The organism is Chlorogloeopsis fritschii PCC 6912 (assembly GCF_000317285.1).
Classification (GTDB): Bacteria; Cyanobacteriota; Cyanobacteriia; order Cyanobacteriales; family Nostocaceae; genus Chlorogloeopsis; species Chlorogloeopsis fritschii.
Genome location: NZ_AJLN01000040.1, coordinates 95,273 through 113,922, shown reverse-complemented (window position 1 = coordinate 113,922; position 18,650 = coordinate 95,273). Strand labels below are relative to the sequence as shown.

At 42.8% G+C, this 18,650-nt stretch carries 15 protein-coding genes and 1 pseudogene; 6 read left to right on the top strand and 10 right to left on the bottom strand.

Annotated elements, in window-relative coordinates:
* Position 1: 1 nt before the first annotated feature.
* Positions 2-1,396, bottom strand: coding sequence for a lysophospholipid acyltransferase family protein (locus UYC_RS0103810; protein WP_016873316.1), 1,395 nt, complete (start codon positions 1,394-1,396; stop codon positions 2-4).
* Positions 1,397-1,584: 188 nt separating this feature from the next.
* On the opposite strand from UYC_RS0103810, the pseudogene proS reads away from it, so the two are divergent.
* The 3 genes and pseudogenes from proS (at position 1,585) to UYC_RS0103795 (ending at position 5,064) form a co-directional block, all read left to right on the top strand.
* Positions 1,585-3,418, top strand: a pseudogene (gene proS / locus UYC_RS35295) (proline--tRNA ligase).
* 170 nt (positions 3,419-3,588) lie between these two features.
* On the top strand, positions 3,589-4,392 hold the full coding sequence (locus tag UYC_RS0103800) for an LmeA family phospholipid-binding protein (RefSeq protein ID WP_016873314.1): 804 nt from the start codon (positions 3,589-3,591) through the stop codon (positions 4,390-4,392).
* Between the two features lie 66 nt (positions 4,393-4,458).
* On the top strand, positions 4,459-5,064 hold the full coding sequence (locus UYC_RS0103795) for a GerMN domain-containing protein (protein WP_016873313.1): 606 nt from the start codon (positions 4,459-4,461) through the stop codon (positions 5,062-5,064).
* 154 nt (positions 5,065-5,218) lie between these two features.
* Here the strand turns inward: UYC_RS0103795 and UYC_RS37495 are convergent, their stop codons facing one another.
* The 4 genes from UYC_RS37495 to efp form a co-directional block, all read right to left on the bottom strand.
* Positions 5,219-5,431: a hypothetical protein gene (locus UYC_RS37495; RefSeq protein WP_157171209.1), complete on the bottom strand. Its 213-nt coding sequence runs from the start codon at positions 5,429-5,431 to the stop codon at positions 5,219-5,221.
* A gap of 58 nt (positions 5,432-5,489) precedes the next feature.
* Complete coding sequence (locus tag UYC_RS0103790; protein ID WP_016873312.1) at positions 5,490-5,837, bottom strand: ArsR/SmtB family transcription factor; 348 nt, start codon at positions 5,835-5,837, stop codon at positions 5,490-5,492.
* Between the two features lie 68 nt (positions 5,838-5,905).
* A complete protein-coding gene (gene accB / locus UYC_RS0103785) occupies positions 5,906-6,418 on the bottom strand; it encodes an acetyl-CoA carboxylase biotin carboxyl carrier protein (protein WP_016873311.1) in 513 nt (170 codons plus the stop codon).
* Between the two features lie 135 nt (positions 6,419-6,553).
* On the bottom strand, positions 6,554-7,111 hold the full coding sequence (efp, locus tag UYC_RS0103780) for an elongation factor P (protein ID WP_016873310.1): 558 nt from the start codon (positions 7,109-7,111) through the stop codon (positions 6,554-6,556).
* Between the two features lie 459 nt (positions 7,112-7,570).
* Here efp and UYC_RS0103775 point away from each other — a divergent pair, with 459 nt between their 5' ends.
* Positions 7,571-9,835, top strand: a complete 2,265-nt coding sequence (locus UYC_RS0103775) for a sensor histidine kinase (RefSeq protein ID WP_016873309.1) — start codon at positions 7,571-7,573, stop codon at positions 9,833-9,835.
* A gap of 151 nt (positions 9,836-9,986) precedes the next feature.
* On the opposite strand, the gene UYC_RS37490 is transcribed toward UYC_RS0103775, so the two are convergent.
* The 4 genes from UYC_RS37490 to UYC_RS0103760 form a co-directional block, all read right to left on the bottom strand.
* Positions 9,987-10,175: a hypothetical protein gene (locus UYC_RS37490; protein WP_127011307.1), complete on the bottom strand. Its 189-nt coding sequence runs from the start codon at positions 10,173-10,175 to the stop codon at positions 9,987-9,989.
* 89 nt (positions 10,176-10,264) lie between these two features.
* Positions 10,265-11,581 (bottom strand): ABC transporter substrate-binding protein, encoded by a 1,317-nt coding sequence (locus tag UYC_RS0103770; RefSeq protein ID WP_016873308.1) that lies wholly within the window; start codon positions 11,579-11,581, stop codon positions 10,265-10,267.
* 147 nt (positions 11,582-11,728) lie between these two features.
* Complete coding sequence (locus tag UYC_RS0103765; protein ID WP_016873307.1) at positions 11,729-12,553, bottom strand: ATP-grasp domain-containing protein; 825 nt, start codon at positions 12,551-12,553, stop codon at positions 11,729-11,731.
* 2 nt (positions 12,554-12,555) lie between these two features.
* Entirely contained in the window at positions 12,556-13,569 is a 1,014-nt protein-coding gene (locus UYC_RS0103760) for an SDR family oxidoreductase (protein WP_016873306.1), read from the bottom strand.
* Positions 13,570-13,876: 307 nt separating this feature from the next.
* On the opposite strand from UYC_RS0103760, the gene UYC_RS0103755 reads away from it, so the two are divergent.
* Positions 13,877-15,436, top strand: coding sequence for a phytoene desaturase family protein (locus UYC_RS0103755; RefSeq protein WP_016873305.1), 1,560 nt, complete (start codon positions 13,877-13,879; stop codon positions 15,434-15,436).
* A 278-nt stretch (positions 15,437-15,714) separates the two neighbouring features.
* Positions 15,715-17,331: a serine hydrolase domain-containing protein gene (locus tag UYC_RS0103750; RefSeq protein WP_016873304.1), complete on the top strand. Its 1,617-nt coding sequence runs from the start codon at positions 15,715-15,717 to the stop codon at positions 17,329-17,331.
* A 26-nt stretch (positions 17,332-17,357) separates the two neighbouring features.
* Here UYC_RS0103750 and UYC_RS0103745 read toward each other — a convergent pair whose 3' ends face one another.
* Positions 17,358-18,629, bottom strand: a complete 1,272-nt coding sequence (locus UYC_RS0103745; protein WP_016873303.1) for a glycosyltransferase — start codon at positions 18,627-18,629, stop codon at positions 17,358-17,360.
* Positions 18,630-18,650: the final 21 nt, after the last annotated feature.

The following is an 18,650-nucleotide window of genomic DNA, read 5'->3' as shown; positions in this document are numbered from 1 at the left end:
TTCACTCTCCCTTTACAACTAAACTTTCCATCGCCTGCTGCAAATCTTTCGTTAAGTCAGCCACAGCTTGTTTAGCTCCTTGACGACTGGCTTTATAAACCGGATACCTTTGTGAAACAGATAGCGGTTCGCCTATAGTAATTTTCACCCGTTGCTTACCTAGTGGCGGAGATTTAAATGGATTACCGCCCCTAATCCTAGTTACCATATCCCGAATCAGTGAAGTTGTCTCAGCAAATCGTTCTGCTGTGGGTTTTTCGCGCACGTACTTGCCTGTAACAGCAACGAAACTTTCTACTAATCGCATATGCCACATCCGCAAATTGGCTTCTTCGGCAACGCGATCGCCTAATGCTTTTTCTAATGGTGATAGTGCTTTGATATCTTTGTATTCTTCTCTAAAAATATAATTCCAACCAGCCTGTTCGACACGCCGACAGCGATCGCTAAAATTTCCTTTTGGTTGTAAATCAAAATACTGCTCTGCTACTTGTAAAACTACATCTAAAAGCACGTAAAGACGAGCAGCTATTACCTCGTTCGCATCTTCGGTTTGATTTTTTACTTCTGGCAGTTTTTGATGGTAGAACCGCGTGTAAAATTGTTCCATCAAAGATAGCAAGCGTTCAGATAACCGCAACAAGCGAGGATAGAGCGACTCTATTGGAGAAATATTGTTGTATACTTTTGTATCGCCAGGTAAACCGCTAGCTGCTTCTAATTCACTTAAAAGTTTGGCGATCGCATTCCAAGGCGCTTCAACGTAACTGTATTTGATGCCAATTGGTACAATGAGTACCTGTTGATCTCGTCCAGCTTTGTGCAAGTCTTCAGCGCACCAAAAGCCCAATTGTGCGATTCCGGGTTCAAGTGGGTTGACTACCTCCGAAAGTCCGTTAGTGGCTCCTTCTGGCGCTGCTGCCATCGGGAAACGCCCATTAGCAAACAAGTCACGAGCTGATCGCAAACCTGTCCAATCAGCCTTACCGCGTTGGATTGGGGTGCCACCCAGGCTAGAAGCGATCCAGCCAATGTGTGAGCCAGCCCACAAAGGAATGCCGCGATCGTAGATAAAATGGGCATGAATTGGGTGCTGTAGGGATACTCCCATCTGTCGTGCTACCTTTGGCACGATTTGGGAAAACAAGTAGCCCAGGCAAAATGGATCTTGTGTTTTAGGATGACGAAATGCTATCAAAAAGCGGATCTTTCCCTCCTGAAATTGACGATAGAGATCCACCAAAACTTCTACGTCATCTGCTTCAATTTGGCTAATTGCTGATTTCCAGCGTAGCCAAGTGGGTAGCAACAGATGAACGGCTTCTAAAAACCAAGGCTTGAATGCTGGCGGGATAAATTCTAGGGGTGGCTGTGCTTGATAAATTAGATTGGGCAAGGTGGTTTCCTCCTGAAAAGAAGGATGAAGGAAAAAGAACTCAGAACTCAGAACTCAGAACTCAGAATAAATACTTTTGCGTTCTGGATTTTAAGTTTTTATTGATACCTTTTTCATACTTCATACTTCAACCTTCATTTAGACTTTAACTGAGTTAGCAATTAGCGAAACGGGAAAGGGGACAAACGATGCGACTGTCACAAATGTTATTTGTTACGCTCCGGGATGATCCTGCTGATGCAGAAATTCCCAGTCATAAATTATTACTCCGCGCAGGTTATATTCGTCGCATCGGTAGTGGTATATATGCTTATCTCCCGCTGATGTGGCGGGTATTGCAAAAAGTCTCCCAAATAGTAAGGGAAGAGATGAATGCTACGGGCGCGCAAGAGTGTCTCTTACCCCAATTACAACCTGCCGAGCTATGGCGCGAATCTGGCAGATGGGATACTTACACTCAAGCAGAAGGTATCATGTTTGCCCTTGTAGATCGGCGCGAGCAAGAATTAGCATTGGGGCCAACTCACGAGGAAGTAATCACAACGATCGCTCGTGATCTGATCCACTCTTACCGTCAGCTACCACTACATCTGTATCAAGTTCAAACTAAGTTCCGCGATGAAATTCGTCCCCGCTTTGGTTTGATGCGCGGACGAGAATTTATCATGAAGGATGGCTACTCGTTCCACGAAGACGAAGAAAGCCTAAAAAAAACTTATCAGGATATGTACCAAGCCTACAGTAATATGCTGCGGCGCTCTGGTTTGGCTTTTCGTGCTGTAGAAGCAGATTCTGGTGCCATTGGTGGTTCTGGTTCTACAGAATTTATGGTGTTGGCGGAAGCTGGCGAAGATGAGGTTCTCTACACCGAAGATGGACAATATGCTGCCAATGTGGAAAAAGCTGTATCTTTAACGGCAGATGCTGAAACTTCACCGTTTACAAGTTATGAAAAACGGGAAACTCCCGGAACAGAGACAATTGACAAACTCTGTGCTTTCTTGAAATGTTCTCCAACTCAAATAGTCAAAAATGTCCTTTACCAAGCACTTTATGATAATGCCACAACGGTTTTAGTCTTGGTGAGTATCCGAGGCGATCAGGAAGTTAACGAAGTTAAGTTGCAAAATGAACTGACAAAGCTCGCTTCCCAATACGGTGCTAAGACAATTTTGAAGCTAACCGTACCAGATGCAGAGGCGCAGAAGAAATGGGCGGCTAAACCCTTGCCTTTAGGTTATATTGCTCCTGATGTTGCAGATGACTATATTACCCCCTTAGCAAGGGGGGAACTGAGGGGGATCAGTCCATCCTAAGTTTTTGCGCTTAGTAGATAAAACTGCAACTGATTTAAAGAACTTTGTGACAGGCTCGAATGAATCTGGCTATCACGTAGTCGGTACTAACTGGAATGAGCAATTTAAATTACCAGATAATATCGTAGATGTGCGTAAAGCCAGACCAGGCGATCGCGCAATCCACAACCCAGAACAAACTTTAAAAAGCGCTCGCGGCATTGAAGTTGGTCACATTTTCCAACTAGGGACAGAGTATTCTCAAGTAATGGGAGCAAATTATACCAACGAACAGGGTGAAGAAAAACCACTAGTCATGGGTTGTTATGGTGTGGGAGTTTCACGACTGGCACAAGCAGCAGTAGAGCAATCCTACGATAAAGATGGAATTATTTGGCCTGTTGCGATCGCGCCTTATCATGCTATTGTGACAATTCCAAATATTAACGATGCTCAACAAGTAGAAATTGCCGAGAAACTCTATACAGAACTCAATCAAGCCGGAATTGAAACTCTACTCGACGATCGCAACGAACGGGCAGGAGTGAAATTTAAAGATGCGGACTTAATTGGCATACCTTATAGGATAGTCACTGGACGAGCGATCGCCAATGGCAAAGTCGAAGTAGTTGAACGCGCTACCCATAATTCTCAGGAAATTCCGATTGCGGAAGTAGTGCCTACTATCAAGCAATGGATTGTTCAAGCAATAGAGGCTAAAAATTAAACAAAGGCAGAGGGCAGCACTTCGACTTCGCTCAGTAACCAGGCAGGGGGCAGGAGGCAGAAGAAGACTAGGAGAGTGGGAGAGATAAGGAGAATCCTTTATTTCTTTCCTGTTCCCTGTACCCTATCCCCTGTCCCCTGTCCCCTGTCCCCTTTTAATTTCCAAAACATATGGAACTTCTGACAATCCTCGTATCTGGTTTGCTGGGTTTAATCGTCCCTTTGGGGCTAGTAATTGACACTACTGCTGAAAATGTCATTCGTTCACAACTCGCTAGAGCAGAACAATTACAAGTGCGAGTTGATAATGCTCCCACTCATCAATTGCTACAAGGTAAAGTAGAAAGTGTACAAATTGCAGGACGTTCTTTGCAATTAAAACAACAGAATATTAACATTGCTGTTTTAGAATTGGAAACTGATGAAATTGAATTAGATCCAAGTAGTTTTAGGCAAAAATTACCTAAATTAAAACAACCTTTACAGGCTGGTGTGCGTTTGGTCTTAAATCAAGAAGACATCAACAAACTTTTACAGTCGCCGGAATTTCTCAGCCGACTGCGGAAGTTTAATATAGGAGGTTCTTCAGAATCTGAATCATCTTCAGTCTACAATTTTATCAATCCCAGGGTAGAAATTTTAGCTAATAATCGTCTGATTTTCCAAGTAGAATTACAGGAGGAAAACCAGGAAAAAGCACTTGCAATTAAAGTTGAATCAGGATTGAGTGTAGTTGCTGGGAGGCAGTTTCAGCTAATTGATCCAGTTGTGTTAGTTGATGGAGAGGAGTTTCCGCCTCAATTTTTGAATAATGTTGTGAATAACATTAATCAAAGATTGGATCTACGTAACTTGGAAGGTGACGGACTCCAGGTACGAATTCTAAAATTAGATATGAAGCCATCAAAATTAGAGATTGCGGCGTTTTTAAGGATTGAGCCATCTTCTAAGTTCTTGGAAACTCGCCGTTCGTGAGTACCGTCGTTAGCTAGACTTATCCTCTATAAATACTATATAAGAGCCTTAAGGAAGGTTGTTAATATGAATCAACAACAAGGATCTAACCGTATTTCCTCAGGTTTAATAGCTGCTATCTCAGCGACGATTGTGGCAGTGGGAGGAGGTGTAGCTTGGTTCGTCTCGAATTCTAATAACCAGTCAACAGTACCGTCTCAACAGCAAACAAATACGCCCACTCAATCTCTAGTCGGAAATGAAAAAACAGCCCAAATCTATTGGCTGCAAGATAGTGGTACAAGTTTTAAATTGGTTCCCCAGCAAATTCAGGTTGCAGCGAATCGCAACCAGCCCGATCGCTTTTTAGAAGCAGCATTCCAACGCTTGCTAGAAGGTAATGCACAAGGAGATAATTCTACTACCATACCATCGGGAACTAAATTGCTAGGTGTAGATGTAGAAAATGGTAGTGTGCGCGTCAATTTATCTGAAGAATTTAGCAAAGGGGGTGGAAGCGCCTCTATGATGGGTCGCGTAGGGCAAGTTGTTTACACTGCTACAAGTTTAAATCCGAATGCCAAGGTTTATATTGATATCAATGGCAAACCTTTGGATGTTTTGGGTGGTGAAGGTGTGGAGTTAGAACAGCCTCTCACCCGTGAAAGCTTCAATCAAGACTATCAGCTTTAGTTATTAGGAGCCAGCGCGTTGGGGAGGCAGCGCGGTGGTGAGGCAGCGCGCCCTTGCGCTTTGCCGACTTGTAGGCGCGAAGCGACTTCCGAAGGTAGCGACTGCCGTAGACACGTAGACGCGGTAGACGCGTTCGCCGTTAGGCGTTGCGTAGCTAGCGGCTTCCGTTCAGCGTTGGGCGTAGACGCAAAGCGGCTTCTCGCAGAGTAGCCCTTCCCGCAGTCTTTGCTGTTCCCGTTCCCCGAAAGGGGTTCCCGCAGGGTAGGGTAGGTACGGCTTCCGTAGGTAGTGGATAAACGAAAGTAAGGGTTTCCCAGCATAAAGCGACTGCCGTCGGTTTTGCCGACTTGTAGCGACTGGCGTTCATTAGTCATTAGTCAATGTAAAAACTAAGGACAAATGACACAGCAGTAATGACTACCTACTTATGACTTGCCATTCAAGACGCGAAAATTGCGGGCTTGTTGTTCTAACCTGGTGGCAAGGCGATCGCAAACTCGATTGCACAATTCAAAAATCATTTCATCTTCCACCCGATAGTAGGCACAGGTTCCCTCACTGCGGCGGCTAAGAATTCCCGCTTGCCACATTACCTTCAGGTGTTTTGATACATTTGCCTGAGACGTTTGGGTTGCCTCTACCAATTCTTGTACGCATTTTTCTTCATCCCGCAATAAATGTAACAACCGCAGGCGCATTGGCTCACTCAACAAGCCGAAATATTCAGCCACTTGTTGTACAACTTCTGTTGGTACAGGCAACGTTTGTTTCATCAGGATTGTCCCGGAACAAATGAACAGAAAAATTTTAACAATCGGATATTCCTTATATAGATTAATACTTAATCTGGATTAATTCGCATCAGAGGCTGACCATATTCTACAGGTTCGCCATTTTGAACAAGAATTTCAATGATTTGCCCGGATACTTCGGCTTCAATTTCATTCATCAGCTTCATCGCTTCAATGATGCACACTGTTTGTCCGCTACGGATGCGATCGCCGACTTCTACAAACGGTGCTTCACCAGGTGCAGAGGCGCGGTAAAAGGTTCCCACCATCGGAGAAGTGACTTCTACATATTTTTTTTGCTCAATTGGTGATGGGGCTGGCGCTGTGCTTACGCTTGTTGGTGCTTCATAGGTGCGGCTCACTTCCGCAGTTGGAGGCGGCGCTACTGGGGGTGCAATTGGCGAAACAGATGATAATCCCGTACTAACTCCAGCACCTGTAGCGGCGATCGTAGCTTTACGTACTGTGATTTCAAAATCGTCGCTTTTAAGCGTTACTTCTGTAATGTCAGTTTGTGCAATAGTCGTCAATAACTGACGAATTTCATTAAAGTCTAATGGCACAGCTTTTATGACCTCATAATTACAATACGGATAGTAGATAAAATTATGGGCAGTGTTTAATATATTACACGGGGCAGGGAGCTAAATCCCCGTTAGCGATGGAAATCAGGATTTCCATCTTTTTTGTGTTAAAATTTATTCCCTGCCAAGATAAGTGTCATTACGGGTATCAATGCGGATACGTTCTCCTTGGGTAATAAATAGAGGAACCATGACAATTGCACCAGTTTCCAATGTTGCAGGTTTGCTGCCTCCGGTTGCAGTGTCACCTTTTACACCAGGGTCTGTTTGCACCACTTCTAATACCACAGAGTTAGGCAGTTCTACTTCTAGCACTTGATCGCCCCAACGAACGACGTTAGCTTCCATACCTTCTTTAAGGTATTTAACGCGATCGCCAATCTGGGCTGCACTTAATCTGCCTTCTTCATAGGTTTCCATATCCATAAAGACGTATTCATCACCCTCTTTATAGGTATGCTGCATCGTGCTTTTTTCGAGAGTAGCTTGCGGTACAGTTTCCCCTGCCCGGAACGTTCTTTCCACTACGCTCCCAGTCTGAACATTTTTCAATTTTGTCCGCACAAACGCGGAACCTTTGCCCGGCTTGACGTGGAGGAATTCCACTACTCGCCATACAGATCCGTCTAAAACAATTGAGACACCAGGTCGAAAGTCGTTACTGGAGATCATGAAGCTTTAAAACTTTGGAAGACAATCGGCATTTATTGTACCCTTCAACAGGAGAAATTAATCATTAGTCATGATTTATTAGTCATTGGTCATTAGTCATTAGTCATTAGTTGTTCTCCCCATTTCCTTGTCTGGTTGTCGCCTTGTCCCTTATTCCCTATCCCCTGTCCCCTATCCCCTATTCCTGTTCTTCCTAAATTTGCGATCGGGCTTTTACTAACTTTCTGCGATCGCCAGCTGAATCCGAAAAGTTTCCTGACTTCACATCTTGCGCCAGTTGCCTGATTGCAATTTTTGTAGGGTGGGCACTAGCTAACTTTTCTCAAACCCTGATTTTGACGTTGGGGACAGTGCCCATTTTACGGTTGTTAAAAAATGACATCAATTTAGAGGCAAGCTTTTGATTTTGGTGAGGTTGAGGGGAACTCTAATAATTAAAATCCTCTCAAACTAATCCGTATGCGACACAAAGTCAGCTTTCTAAAGCGATTTTATGACCTTCCGATTAACAGAAAACAGCTAATTGCGCTATGTACCTCAGAAGTTATCTCTATTGTTGGGCTAGTTGGGGTTGGGGCATTCCTGATTATTGCTGGAGGGCGAAGGATGCTAGTTAACCAAGCCCGATCTGAGTTGGCGGTGACAGAAATCAACTACAACATCAAAATCAATCAAATGGGATTTGGCTTTAGGGGGCAATCTGATAATGCTGCTATCATTGCCGCAGCCAAAGCTCATGCAAATTCCCAAAGGTTGGACTCCACTTTACAGCGACAAGTGAAGCAGATTCTCCAAAATGAAGTCAAAGCTAGGGAGATTGAGTATGCAACCTTGGTTGGCAAAGATTTACGAATTATTGTTAATGCTAATGCCGATCGCATCGGTGAAATCTTTAATCCCAGTAACTTGGTGGGTGAGGTTCTCAAAAATCCCCAGCAGATTAAGACAAGTGAAATTGTGAGTAGGGCAGAACTTGCTAAGGAAAAACCGCCTTTGCCTGTGGGGATAGAGGGTTATGATGCTTTGATTCGTTATACTGTGACACCTGTGCGCAACCCGCAAACCCAAGAAGTACTGGGGGCTTTAGTTTCTGGGGATATCGTCAACGACAAACCTCCAATTGTGCATCAAACCGTTGTTACCCTCGGCGGCGGATATAGTGCTGTCTATTCGCGTCAACCGAATGGAGAATTTGCCTTAGCCACAGCAGAACAAGACACAAACACCGACAAACAGGGGCAAGAAAATCAAGGTGTTCGCTACGTGTCTTTGCCCGATACTGCGTTGTTGAGTGCGGCTGTTGAAGCAAGAGGTAAGCCAGTCACCCAAAGGATTGCCGTAGAAGGACAAACTTATACTGTGGCTGCAAGGGCATTATTAAATTTTGCTGGAGAAACAGTGGCGATTTTGGTAAGAGGAACGCCAGAGACGGCATTGAATGCCTTACTAAGACAAAGTTTACTGCTACAAGGGGGAATTGCGGTATTGGCGTTATCGGTGGATGTGTTATTGGCAACTCTGCTAGCACGGGCGATCGCTCGTCCGATCGGGCATCTGCAACAAGTTACTCAAGCCTTCTCAGGCGGTAATTTTCAGGCACGAGCGCAAGTCTTATCCGCAGACGAGATAGGGCAACTGGCAGCTACTTTTAATCAGATGGCTGATAGCATTGTCTCTACCTGGCAAATTGAGGCGATCGCCCAGGAACAAGCACGGCTGAATGCTCAATTACAGCAAGAGATTGCAGAGCGCACGCGCACAGAAGAGGCACTTCAGCAATCTGAAACGCTATTGAGGGAAAAAAATCAGATTCTGGAGCAAACTTTGGCACAACTGCGATCTACTCAAGCGCAGATGGTTCAGGCTGAAAAAATGTCAAGTCTTGGTCAGTTAGTGGCTGGAGTTGCCCATGAAATTAACAATCCAGTCAATTTTATTCATGGTAACTTAACTCATGCCCATCAGTATACGCAAGATTTAATGGGACTGATACAACTCTATCAGCAACACTATCTCAATCCTCCTCAAGCAATCCAAGCAGAAATTGAAGCGATCGAGTTGGACTTTCTGATCGAAGATTTGATTAAACTGTTCAAGTCGATGCAGGTGGGAACCGAGCGTATTCAAGAAATTGTGTTATCGTTGCGAAATTTCTCTCGCCTTGATGAAGCTGAATTCAAAGCAGTAAATATTCATGAAGGCATCGACAGCACTTTAATGATTCTGGGAAACCGTCTGAAAGCGAAACCAGAACATTCAAGCATTGAGATTATCAAAAATTATGGTCAATTGCCTAGCGTGGAATGCTATCCGGGGCAGCTAAATCAGGTATTTATGAATTTACTTACCAATGCCATTGACGCATTGGAGGAACACAATCGCCAGCGATCGCCTCAAGAAATCAAAGCAAATCCCGGCACGATTCGGATTTCGACAGAGATGATTGAGGCTGATTGGATTGCCATTTATATAGCGGATAACGGATTGGGAATGACTGAGGAAGTGCGATCGCGTATTTTCGATTCCTTCTTTATTACCAAACCCATTGGCAAAGGTACCGGATTGGGGCTATCGATCAGTTATGAAATTGTCACTGAAAAGCATGGTGGCAAACTGTATTGCCACTCCACACCAGGGCAAGGGACAGAGTTTGTAATTGAACTTCCGGTGCGGCAGCAAATCCATGCGCCCCACAATTTGATGCGTAGCGTTGCCAGCGTATAAGTAGAAGTCAGAGGGCAGAAGGAATAAATAGGGGCTAGGGGCTAGGGACTAGGGACTAGGGGCTAGGAAAAAGCAGGGAAGCTCTGAGCAGGGGAGAAAAACTTCCCCAATACCCAATCACCAATCCCCAATCCCCTTTTGAAGTGTCAAATTACTGACTGCGACTGAAAAATACAGCAGCGATGATAATTAAGCCTAAAAGTGCCAAAGGAACCCAGAGATTAGGGACATCCTGTAAAGTCATAAATACCTCATGGGAGGACATATTCCCCGCAGACTGGAAGTCTGGGGCTATATAAACGAAGTACCGCCTACGCGGACTAACATAAGTAGCCTGCATAGGCAGGCTTTGTCTGTGTAGTCGCGATTTCTAATCGCCAGGTATTTTTGAAAAATTGGGATGCTTCCAGACAGCATAGCTGCTTTCTTCTAGTTATTCCAAATCAGTTCTAAACGCTTTTGTGCTGTTTTGAGGGCTTTTTGGGGAGACTCTCCCAACATTGTCGCCTCGATCGCCCGCCCAAGACTGTCAGATAAGCGATTATAACCAGGAATAATCGGTCGAGTTCCTGATACAGCCATTTGATCCAGAAAAACTTTCATGACGGGTTTTTGCTTAATAAATTCCTGATAAGCTTGGCTCTGGGCAGATTTGATATTGATGGGCAAAAAACCAGAGCCAATACTCCATTCGGTTTGGAATTCTTCACCGATCACGTATTCTAAAAATTTCAGCGCTGCCTGTTCTTTTTCTGATGTAGTTTTCATCACAAACAGATTGCCACCAGCAATTACACTTGCTGGGTGAAGATTGGCAGGAATAGGAAGTACATCATAATCAACTTTACTTTTCATAATAAACGTCCAAGGCCCCGTCAGCTGCATGGCAACACGTCCGGCAAGGAAATCATCTTCTTCAAATCCCCTTTCCGATGCAGAGAATTTAGTAGAACCGTCTTTAATCAAGTCTTGCCAAAATTGCAAAGCAGCGATCGCACCTGGATTAACTAGATCGGGGCGATCATTTTTAACCACTGTCCCGTCACTACTTAATAAAAAAGGAAACCAAGTAAAGACAGTCCATTCTCCTTTTCCTAGAGGCATTAACATCCCAAACTGATCAAGACGGCGATCGCCATTACGATCTATCGTCAGTTTTTTCGCAACTTGCCGCAACTCATCCCAAGTTTTTGGTAACTCAGTAATTCCCGCTTCTTTAAATAAATCCGGTCTGTAAAATATACCAATATTACCACTCCACAAAGGTACTGACCAAATGTGACCTCCTAATTGCATTTCGCCAAAACAATTTGGAATAATTTCTGATTTCAGTGGCGATTTGTCCAACCAATTTTCTAGAGGTAAGATTGCCCCAAGCTCTACAAGTTGACCTGTTAGTTGTGGGTTAAAAAACAAAATATCTGGCGGAACGTTGCCAACAACTGCAGTTAATACTTTAGGTATTTGTTGTTCAAGTTGTCCAGCATAAATCGATTCAATCTCAATATCAGGATGAGTTTGATTAAATCGGTCTACTAATTTTTGAAATACATCCCGATTTGTAGGAGGATTGATTCCCTGCCATAGCGTCAGATGAATTACTCCACTTTCCTTAGGTGTAGTCGTATGACAACCAGACAAGAGTAAACAAACACTTAAAAAAAATCCTAGCAGTGAATACCTCAGTTTAGAAGTGATGAATGTGCAGATTTTCTGTTTAATTTGAAATAAGAAAAGAGTATTCATACAAATTGTTTACCCGAATTTAATTTTTATATAAGAAATATTTGAGCATCCTAAGATGCAAGTAAATTCTGAAAATGTATTTTCTCACAATTCCATTGGGACTACTATAACTTTGGAATAAAGACACTCATAATTATTAGGTGATGGCTAACAATTGACAGCTTCATAATCTTCCCAAGCTGCTTTGGCACCAGCTTCTACAATCAAACTCAAGTCACAACCATACTCTCCAGCACAACTAAAAGAACCAAGCTCTAGTACGTAAAGCTCTCCTTCTGACTCACAAATGTCTACTGTATAGAGAGATTCTGGATACCAATTCACTTGCTTTAATACTTCACTCAAGTAATCCTCTAGATCACCTCCCTTAATTGTTTCATCTACTCTTTCTTCTTCCACTAAGTAGAGTGAACCGGTGATAACTTGATTTTTATACACAAAAAATCTCCACTCTCTAGTAATTATTCGCTTACCACTTACTAGCACTAAAGTTGTTTCATCTCTCCTCAATTCACTTCCCAAAGACTGCATGGTATTTAAAACATTCAGATTAAAAACTCCAGCCCGAAACGATTTCATATTACTGTCAGGTCTAACAAATAGTTCGCCCTTAGATTTAAAATATTCAAGAATTTCTTCTCTTCTTCTAATTAATTCACCCAAAGAGAGAATAAAATATTTGTTATTAAGTAGATATTGACCAAAATAAGTGTAGTAAGTTGAACAGCGAAGATTCCTCTCATCCATATAAGCTCCGGGAATCCAAGAAGTTTTTAAGATATCTCGCCCTAAATTTAGGGTTCCTCTAAACAAAACACAATCATGATCTGGGAAATATTTATTTGCCTCTTGGGGACGAAAGTGAAGATATTTTGTCTCTTTGTAAATGTATCCTTGTCTTCTCAACTCTTCTAAAAACTGTTCTTCGGCATCAATAATATTTTTTTCAATTAACCAATTTACTTTTTTCATAACTAGTGATCTATGCCTTCTTCAGCCGCTCTACGCCATGCTTGCAGAACATTCTTTTCTTTCTCTGGCGACAATCCACTAGGATATTCTGGTTGTTCCAGTTGATCCCATTGCCAAAGATCATGAATAGTTTTGGCTAAGGGGGAGAAACTCAAACCATCTGCGATCGCTTTCCTGTTGTTCAAACAAGGAAAGGTATTTTGTAGTGATGATGGCAACCATAAAGGTAACTCTTGCCAGTGTCCTATACCTTGCGACTCTAAAAATTTTCCTGGAACCCAAATAAATTTTGCGTCACTTCCGCTCACCTGCCGACAGGTTTCTAATACCTGACCTAAGTTAAGGGAATAATCCGGCCCAACAGCATTATACACCCCTCCTTTGCGAGCTAATGCCATTCGATAAATCCATTCCACTAAATCTCGTGCATCAATGAATTGAACTGGTAAGTTAGGAGACTCTGGAGTCAAAACTTCTCCACCTTGAGCAACACGCCGCACCCAGTACGGTAGGCGTCCAAGATTATCATAGGGGCCAACAATCAATCCAGGTCGAACAATTAGCCCTCGCTCACCATAAATTTCTTGAACCACTGATTCTGCAAGAGCTTTATGAGTGCCGTATATCTCTGCGTCTGTCTTTTCGGGCGGATTTCGATCAATGCCATAACGGGGTAATGTTTCATCACCATTAGTTTTTAGTTCAGCATAAACACTGATTGTAGAGATAAAAATGTAAAATTCTACTGAATCTTTTAATAACTCTGCCGTATCTCGAACCAGTTGCTCTAAATTTGGAAAGTAGCCAGCAGTATCAATCACAATATCCCATTTTCTTCCCCGCAAAGCAGCAAGATTGCCTTTGAGGCGATCGCCTACCAACTTTTCCACATTTGGGTAAAGGCTGTTGTTAGTTTGTCCTCGATTAAAAAGTGTTATCTGATACCCATTATTAAGAGCAATCTCAACAAAATGTCGTCCCAGAAATTGAGTGCCACCTAAAATCAAAATATTCATCTTTCCATTCAGCAAATAAAATAAAGAAAACGGCGTTGCTGATTTAGGCTATGAAAATAATTTTTCGTAATGCCAAAACCCCTGCCCAGACGCGATATATCGCGTCTCTACACATCAAATTCATACCGCGATTCAGCAACGCCAAGAAAACTATGCATAAGGTGTAAGGCACAACTGCATACATCTGATTACGATTAGGTTGTAGGGTAGGCATTTTCTACCAGTATCGACTGTATCATTAATAATCAATTCCAAGCAGTGCCTGCCATACAAGTCTCTTAGATGTTTGTCTTGAAGGAGACTGCATATGGAAAGCTTTGATTATGTGATTTTAGGGGCGGGATTAGGTGGACTTGCAGCAGCTGCTTGTCTAACACGCCAGGGCTATCGAGTTGCTGTTTTAGAAAAACATTATTTACCAGGTGGATGTTGCCACACCTTTGACTATGGCGACTATCGTTTTTGTGCAGATGTTCACTATATTTCTCAATGCGGTTCTGGGGAAACTATTGGGCAATTTCTCAATTATATAGAACGGAATGTTCCCTTTAACTCTCTCGATCCAAACTGCATTGATCGCATCGTCACACCCGAAGTTGATTTTCGCATTCCTTTAGGATGGGAAGTTTTGCGCGATCGCCTTTTGGCAAGTTTTCCAGATGAGGCAGAAGCCATCAATCTATATTGTGACGAAATCAAACTTTTGCATCAGCAGATTCATGACTTGGTGCGAGAGGTGCGCTGGTACGATCAAAAATGGAGTGATTGGTTAAAGTTACCAAAGTATTGGCATTTGTTTTTAAGGCGCAATTGGACGTTACAAGATCTGTACGATCACGTTGGATTATCGCCCAAATTGCAAGCACTTCTGGCAGGGCAAAGCGGTGATTATGCCCTACCTCCAAATGAAATTGCCTTGCTTACCCACACTTCTCTGGTTTGGGATTATTCTGAAGGTGCTTACTATCCCAGGCATCACTTCAAGCATTTTGTGGACACAATTGTAGAAGCTATTACTGCTGGTGGAGGTGTAGTTAAGTTCTCAACCCCGGTAGAACACATTGAAGTGCGCGATCGCACTGTGCAATTTGTCACTGCTTTAGGAACATCCTATGCAGCGAAAAAAGCTTATATTAGCGATCTAGATCCGAAATTAACAGTCCAGTTAATGCATAATGCCAACGCCTTAAGTGCCAAAGAACGCGATCGCCTCACCAGTTACGAATACTCAGCTAGCGCCTTCAACATTTATCTAGGATTAGACAGCCGCTTTGATCCGCAACGCTATGGCATTGGCAACTGGAATATCTGGTATTATCCGACAGGCGATCTCAATCACGAATATCAGCAACAACTACAAGGCAACTTCCAAAATCCCTGGATCTTTTTATCTTGCCCAACGATGAAATCCCGCGAACCGGGAATGGCTCCAGAAGGACATCACGTGTTAGAAATTGCGACTGTCTGCCCCTATGAGCCTTTTAAACAATTGCACGAAACAGATCTCAAAGCTTACAAAGCCCAAAAGCGAGAGGTTTATCAAGCACTTATGGCTAGCGTGCGGCATTTAATTCCGGATGTGGATGCTTATGCCCGCATGAAGGTTTACGGAACGCCAACTACAAGCGAATTTTATTTAGGGCAGCCGCAAGGTAACATTTATGGTGCTAAATTGGTGCCGCGTCAGGTTGGTTTAAATCGCTTGGGCTACACAACCGAACTACCGAACTTGTTTTTTGTCGGAGCTAGTGCAGGTTATCCTAGCGTACCGGGCGTAATTGGTAATGGTATGGATGTTGCTGAACTAATTACAGGGCAATCTGTTTGGAGTAGAGCCAAGCCTGCTGAACAATTGGTGAGAAGTTAGGAAAACTCTGCCAAAATGTAGCCTGTTTCAAACTAGCCAACACCCTAAAGGGTGCACGGCAGTCGCTACAATGGAGCGGAGCCGGAGAATCCGAAAGCTCCTGTTAACCTCCAAGGGCGCGCTGCCTTGGTTATACATTTTGGTAAACATGACTCTGTACGCTGGTTCCAATGCTCAACTCAAATACCTACCGCAGCCAGCCCTCGATCACATTTGTCTGTCCATATTGAGAATTCGCTAAACTGGGCAGATGGAAATATGTCAGCAGTCAACAAATAATGTCGCTCATTACTAAAGTCGATGAATTATTCATCCAGTGGGATAAACCTGATTCTCCCGGATGTGCTCTTGCTGTTATTCAGAATGGGGAGATAATTTACCAGCGCGGTTATGGTATGGCTAACTTGGAATATGAAATTACTATTTCTCTTAATTCTGTCTTTGATATCGCTTCTAACTCCAAGCAATTTACAGCAATATGTATTGTTTTACTAGCCAGGCAAAATTTGCTTAACTTAGATGATGAATTGCAAAAATATATTCCAGAGATTCCTCAATATAACCAGCCCATTACTATTCGCCATTTGCTCGATCACACCAGCGGTTTGCGCGACTATTTGACTTTGATGTTCTTTGCTGGAATGATATTTGAAAATAAGTATTCCAATGAAGAAATTATTGCCTTAATTGCTCGACAACAAAACTTAAATTTTGAGCCTGGCACCGAGCAATTATATTGCAATTCTGGCTACATTTTACTAGCAGAAATTGTGAGACGCGTCTCTGGCAAATCTTTACGTATATTCGCTCAAGAACACATTTTTGCCCCGCTAGGGATGAAAAACACCCATTTTCACGATAACTTCAAGGAAATTGTGGAAAATAGAGCCAATGGATACGCTCCAAAAGATGGAGGTGGTTTCCAGCTCGATATGTCTTTTCACGATTTTTGTGGAGACGGACAGCTTTACACGACTATCGAAGATTTACTACTTTGGGATCGAAACTTCTACCACAATATCTTAGGTGGCTATGGACAAGATTTAATTGAAGAGGTAACGACTCCACGCAAACTCAATAATGGCGAAGTTATATCAGGTTCATTTGGTTTACAGATTGGCGATCGCGGCGGCTTGAAAACAGTTAGTCATGGAGGCTCTTGGACAGGTTATCGGAGTGACTTTATTCGATTTCCCGATTGCCAATTTTCTGTTATCTGTCTGGCTAATTTAAGTACGATTAACCCAACGAAATTAGCTTTTCAAGTTGCTGATATATATTTAGAAAATGATTATATTGAAGATATCGTTAAACCTATTTCGTGTTCTATTAGCTCTATTAATTTACCCGTAGTAGAGCTACAACTCAAAACTGGATTTTATTATAATTCCACAACTGGAAGCATATGGAAGCTAGAGATAAAAAATGAAAAATTAATGGCTAAACTAGCATGGATGTATTTTCAACTTGCTCCAATTGATACCAAACATTTTCAATCTGTTGATAATGAGATTGACTATGATATTGAGTTTTCTGAAGATCTGACTCGAATGATAGTGAAAGTAGAACTCGCAAATGGTATTACAACTTCTACTCTTGAAAAAACGCTAGATTCTCCAAATGATTTATTGACAGATTATCTTGGTACTTATTATTCCGCAGAATTAGAGTCTGAATTTCAAATAATTTTAGCAAATAATAAATTATATTTTAAGAGCAAAGGTTATTCACCATCTCATCTCAGAATTGTTGGGCAAGACCTCTTTCTTATATACCCTATATGTGCAGATATATATGCAGATAAGTTTGAATTTGTGCGAGATCCAGAAGGTCGAGTTGTCGGTTTATATCGTTGTAGTCACAGGGTACGAAGGCTCTACTTTAGTAAACAATAAATAATCAAGAGCAGTAACGAGCCTATTCAATAGATAACTGGACTTTTTGTGGAGACAGCTTGTTCGATAATATCGGCTGCTCGGTTGACTCCTCTAGTTTGGCGCATCAGTGCTTGTAATCGAACAGCATTTTGTTTATAAGATCCTTCAGTGAGTACCCGTTCGATCGCCCCTCGTAGTTTAGGAACACTTAACTGAGAAAGCGTGACTATTTCACCAGTGCCTGTCCAGGCAATTCGCGCTGCAACTCCAGGTTGGTCATCCGTGACTGGAATTGCAACCATTGGCACCCCATAGCTCAGTGATTCTAAAGTTGTGTTGAGTCCAGCATGGGTAATGTTAAGGCTAGCTCTTTGCAAAAGTTCCAATTGTGGAGCGTACTTCACAACAATAGGATTTCCAGGGAGATTTGAAAATGCTTCTGGGTCAAGTCTACCTCCCAAAGAAATGACCAGTTGAGTGTCTGGGCTAGCACAGGCTTCTGCAATGGTGCGAAAAATAAAACTAAAGCGGTTTTGCACTGTTCCCATTGAGGCATAAATGAGCGGTCTACCGTCTAATCGCTCGAAGGGAAAAGCGATCGGTTGTCTTGCGATCGACTGATGGAACGATCCAGTGAAATGAAAATGGAGTGGGAGTTGACGCGGAAACTCAAATTCAGGAATGTGACGGGTGATAATCGCAAGCTTGGAAAAAATATCGTTAGGGTGGGTGTACGCGGGTAGATTCCACATCTGACGATAGCGGGAAACGACCTGCAAAACAGGCTGTGCCATCAAGTTGAGTAGACCGTAAGCAGTGCGGTTTCGGAGTTGTGCCCACCATGCAGGACTATACTGCCAGGTTGTTGGAATCGGAGGAATGGTTGGATCTTGGTAGAAGGGGAGCATACAGCACATCGTTACATAGGGCAGATTGAGATAGTCAGCGATTGTTCCTCCCTCAAAAACAGATAGATCGACAATCAGTGCTTCTACACCCTGTTCTCGAATAATTGCTGGTGCTTTTTGGAGCCGAGTCTGTGCATTTTGAGCAAATTTTTTCAGGGTACGTCGGATGTTGATTAAATTAGTCAGTGCTCCTGCCTTGTCTGTTGAAGTTTGTTCCTGGTTATTGGTTGTATCAGACTGAAAATAAATATCGTAGAAATTGAACCCTGCTGCTTGCACTTTGCTTTGAGTATCTGGAGCACTAAAAATAGTGACGCGGTGCCCACGTTGTTGCAGTTCATGTCCTAGCGGGAACATCGTATTCAAATGACCAGTGGCTCCTAAACAGAGAATACCAAAATGAGCCATTGCTTTGCCCTCTTGAGATTG

Bases quoted from the DNA above. Each gene is read 5' to 3' on its own strand.
- UYC_RS0103800 (WP_016873314.1), top strand. From the start codon at position 3,589: ATGGAACTTCTGACAATCCTCGTATCTGGTTTGCTGGGTTTAATCGTC.
- UYC_RS0103795 (WP_016873313.1), top strand. From the start codon at position 4,459: ATGAATCAACAACAAGGATCTAACCGTATTTCCTCAGGTTTAATAGCT.
- UYC_RS37495 (WP_157171209.1), bottom strand. From the start codon at position 5,431: ATGAACGCCAGTCGCTACAAGTCGGCAAAACCGACGGCAGTCGCTTTA.
- UYC_RS0103790 (WP_016873312.1), bottom strand. From the start codon at position 5,837: ATGAAACAAACGTTGCCTGTACCAACAGAAGTTGTACAACAAGTGGCT.
- efp (WP_016873310.1), bottom strand. From the start codon at position 7,111: ATGATCTCCAGTAACGACTTTCGACCTGGTGTCTCAATTGTTTTAGAC.
- UYC_RS0103775 (WP_016873309.1), top strand. From the start codon at position 7,571: ATGCGACACAAAGTCAGCTTTCTAAAGCGATTTTATGACCTTCCGATT.
- UYC_RS37490 (WP_127011307.1), bottom strand. From the start codon at position 10,175: ATGCAGGCTACTTATGTTAGTCCGCGTAGGCGGTACTTCGTTTATATA.
- UYC_RS0103770 (WP_016873308.1), bottom strand. From the start codon at position 11,581: ATGAATACTCTTTTCTTATTTCAAATTAAACAGAAAATCTGCACATTC.
- UYC_RS0103765 (WP_016873307.1), bottom strand. From the start codon at position 12,553: ATGAAAAAAGTAAATTGGTTAATTGAAAAAAATATTATTGATGCCGAA.
- UYC_RS0103760 (WP_016873306.1), bottom strand. From the start codon at position 13,569: ATGAATATTTTGATTTTAGGTGGCACTCAATTTCTGGGACGACATTTT.
- UYC_RS0103755 (WP_016873305.1), top strand. From the start codon at position 13,877: ATGGAAAGCTTTGATTATGTGATTTTAGGGGCGGGATTAGGTGGACTT.
- UYC_RS0103750 (WP_016873304.1), top strand. From the start codon at position 15,715: ATGTCGCTCATTACTAAAGTCGATGAATTATTCATCCAGTGGGATAAA.
- UYC_RS0103745 (WP_016873303.1), bottom strand. From the start codon at position 18,629: ATGGCTCATTTTGGTATTCTCTGTTTAGGAGCCACTGGTCATTTGAAT.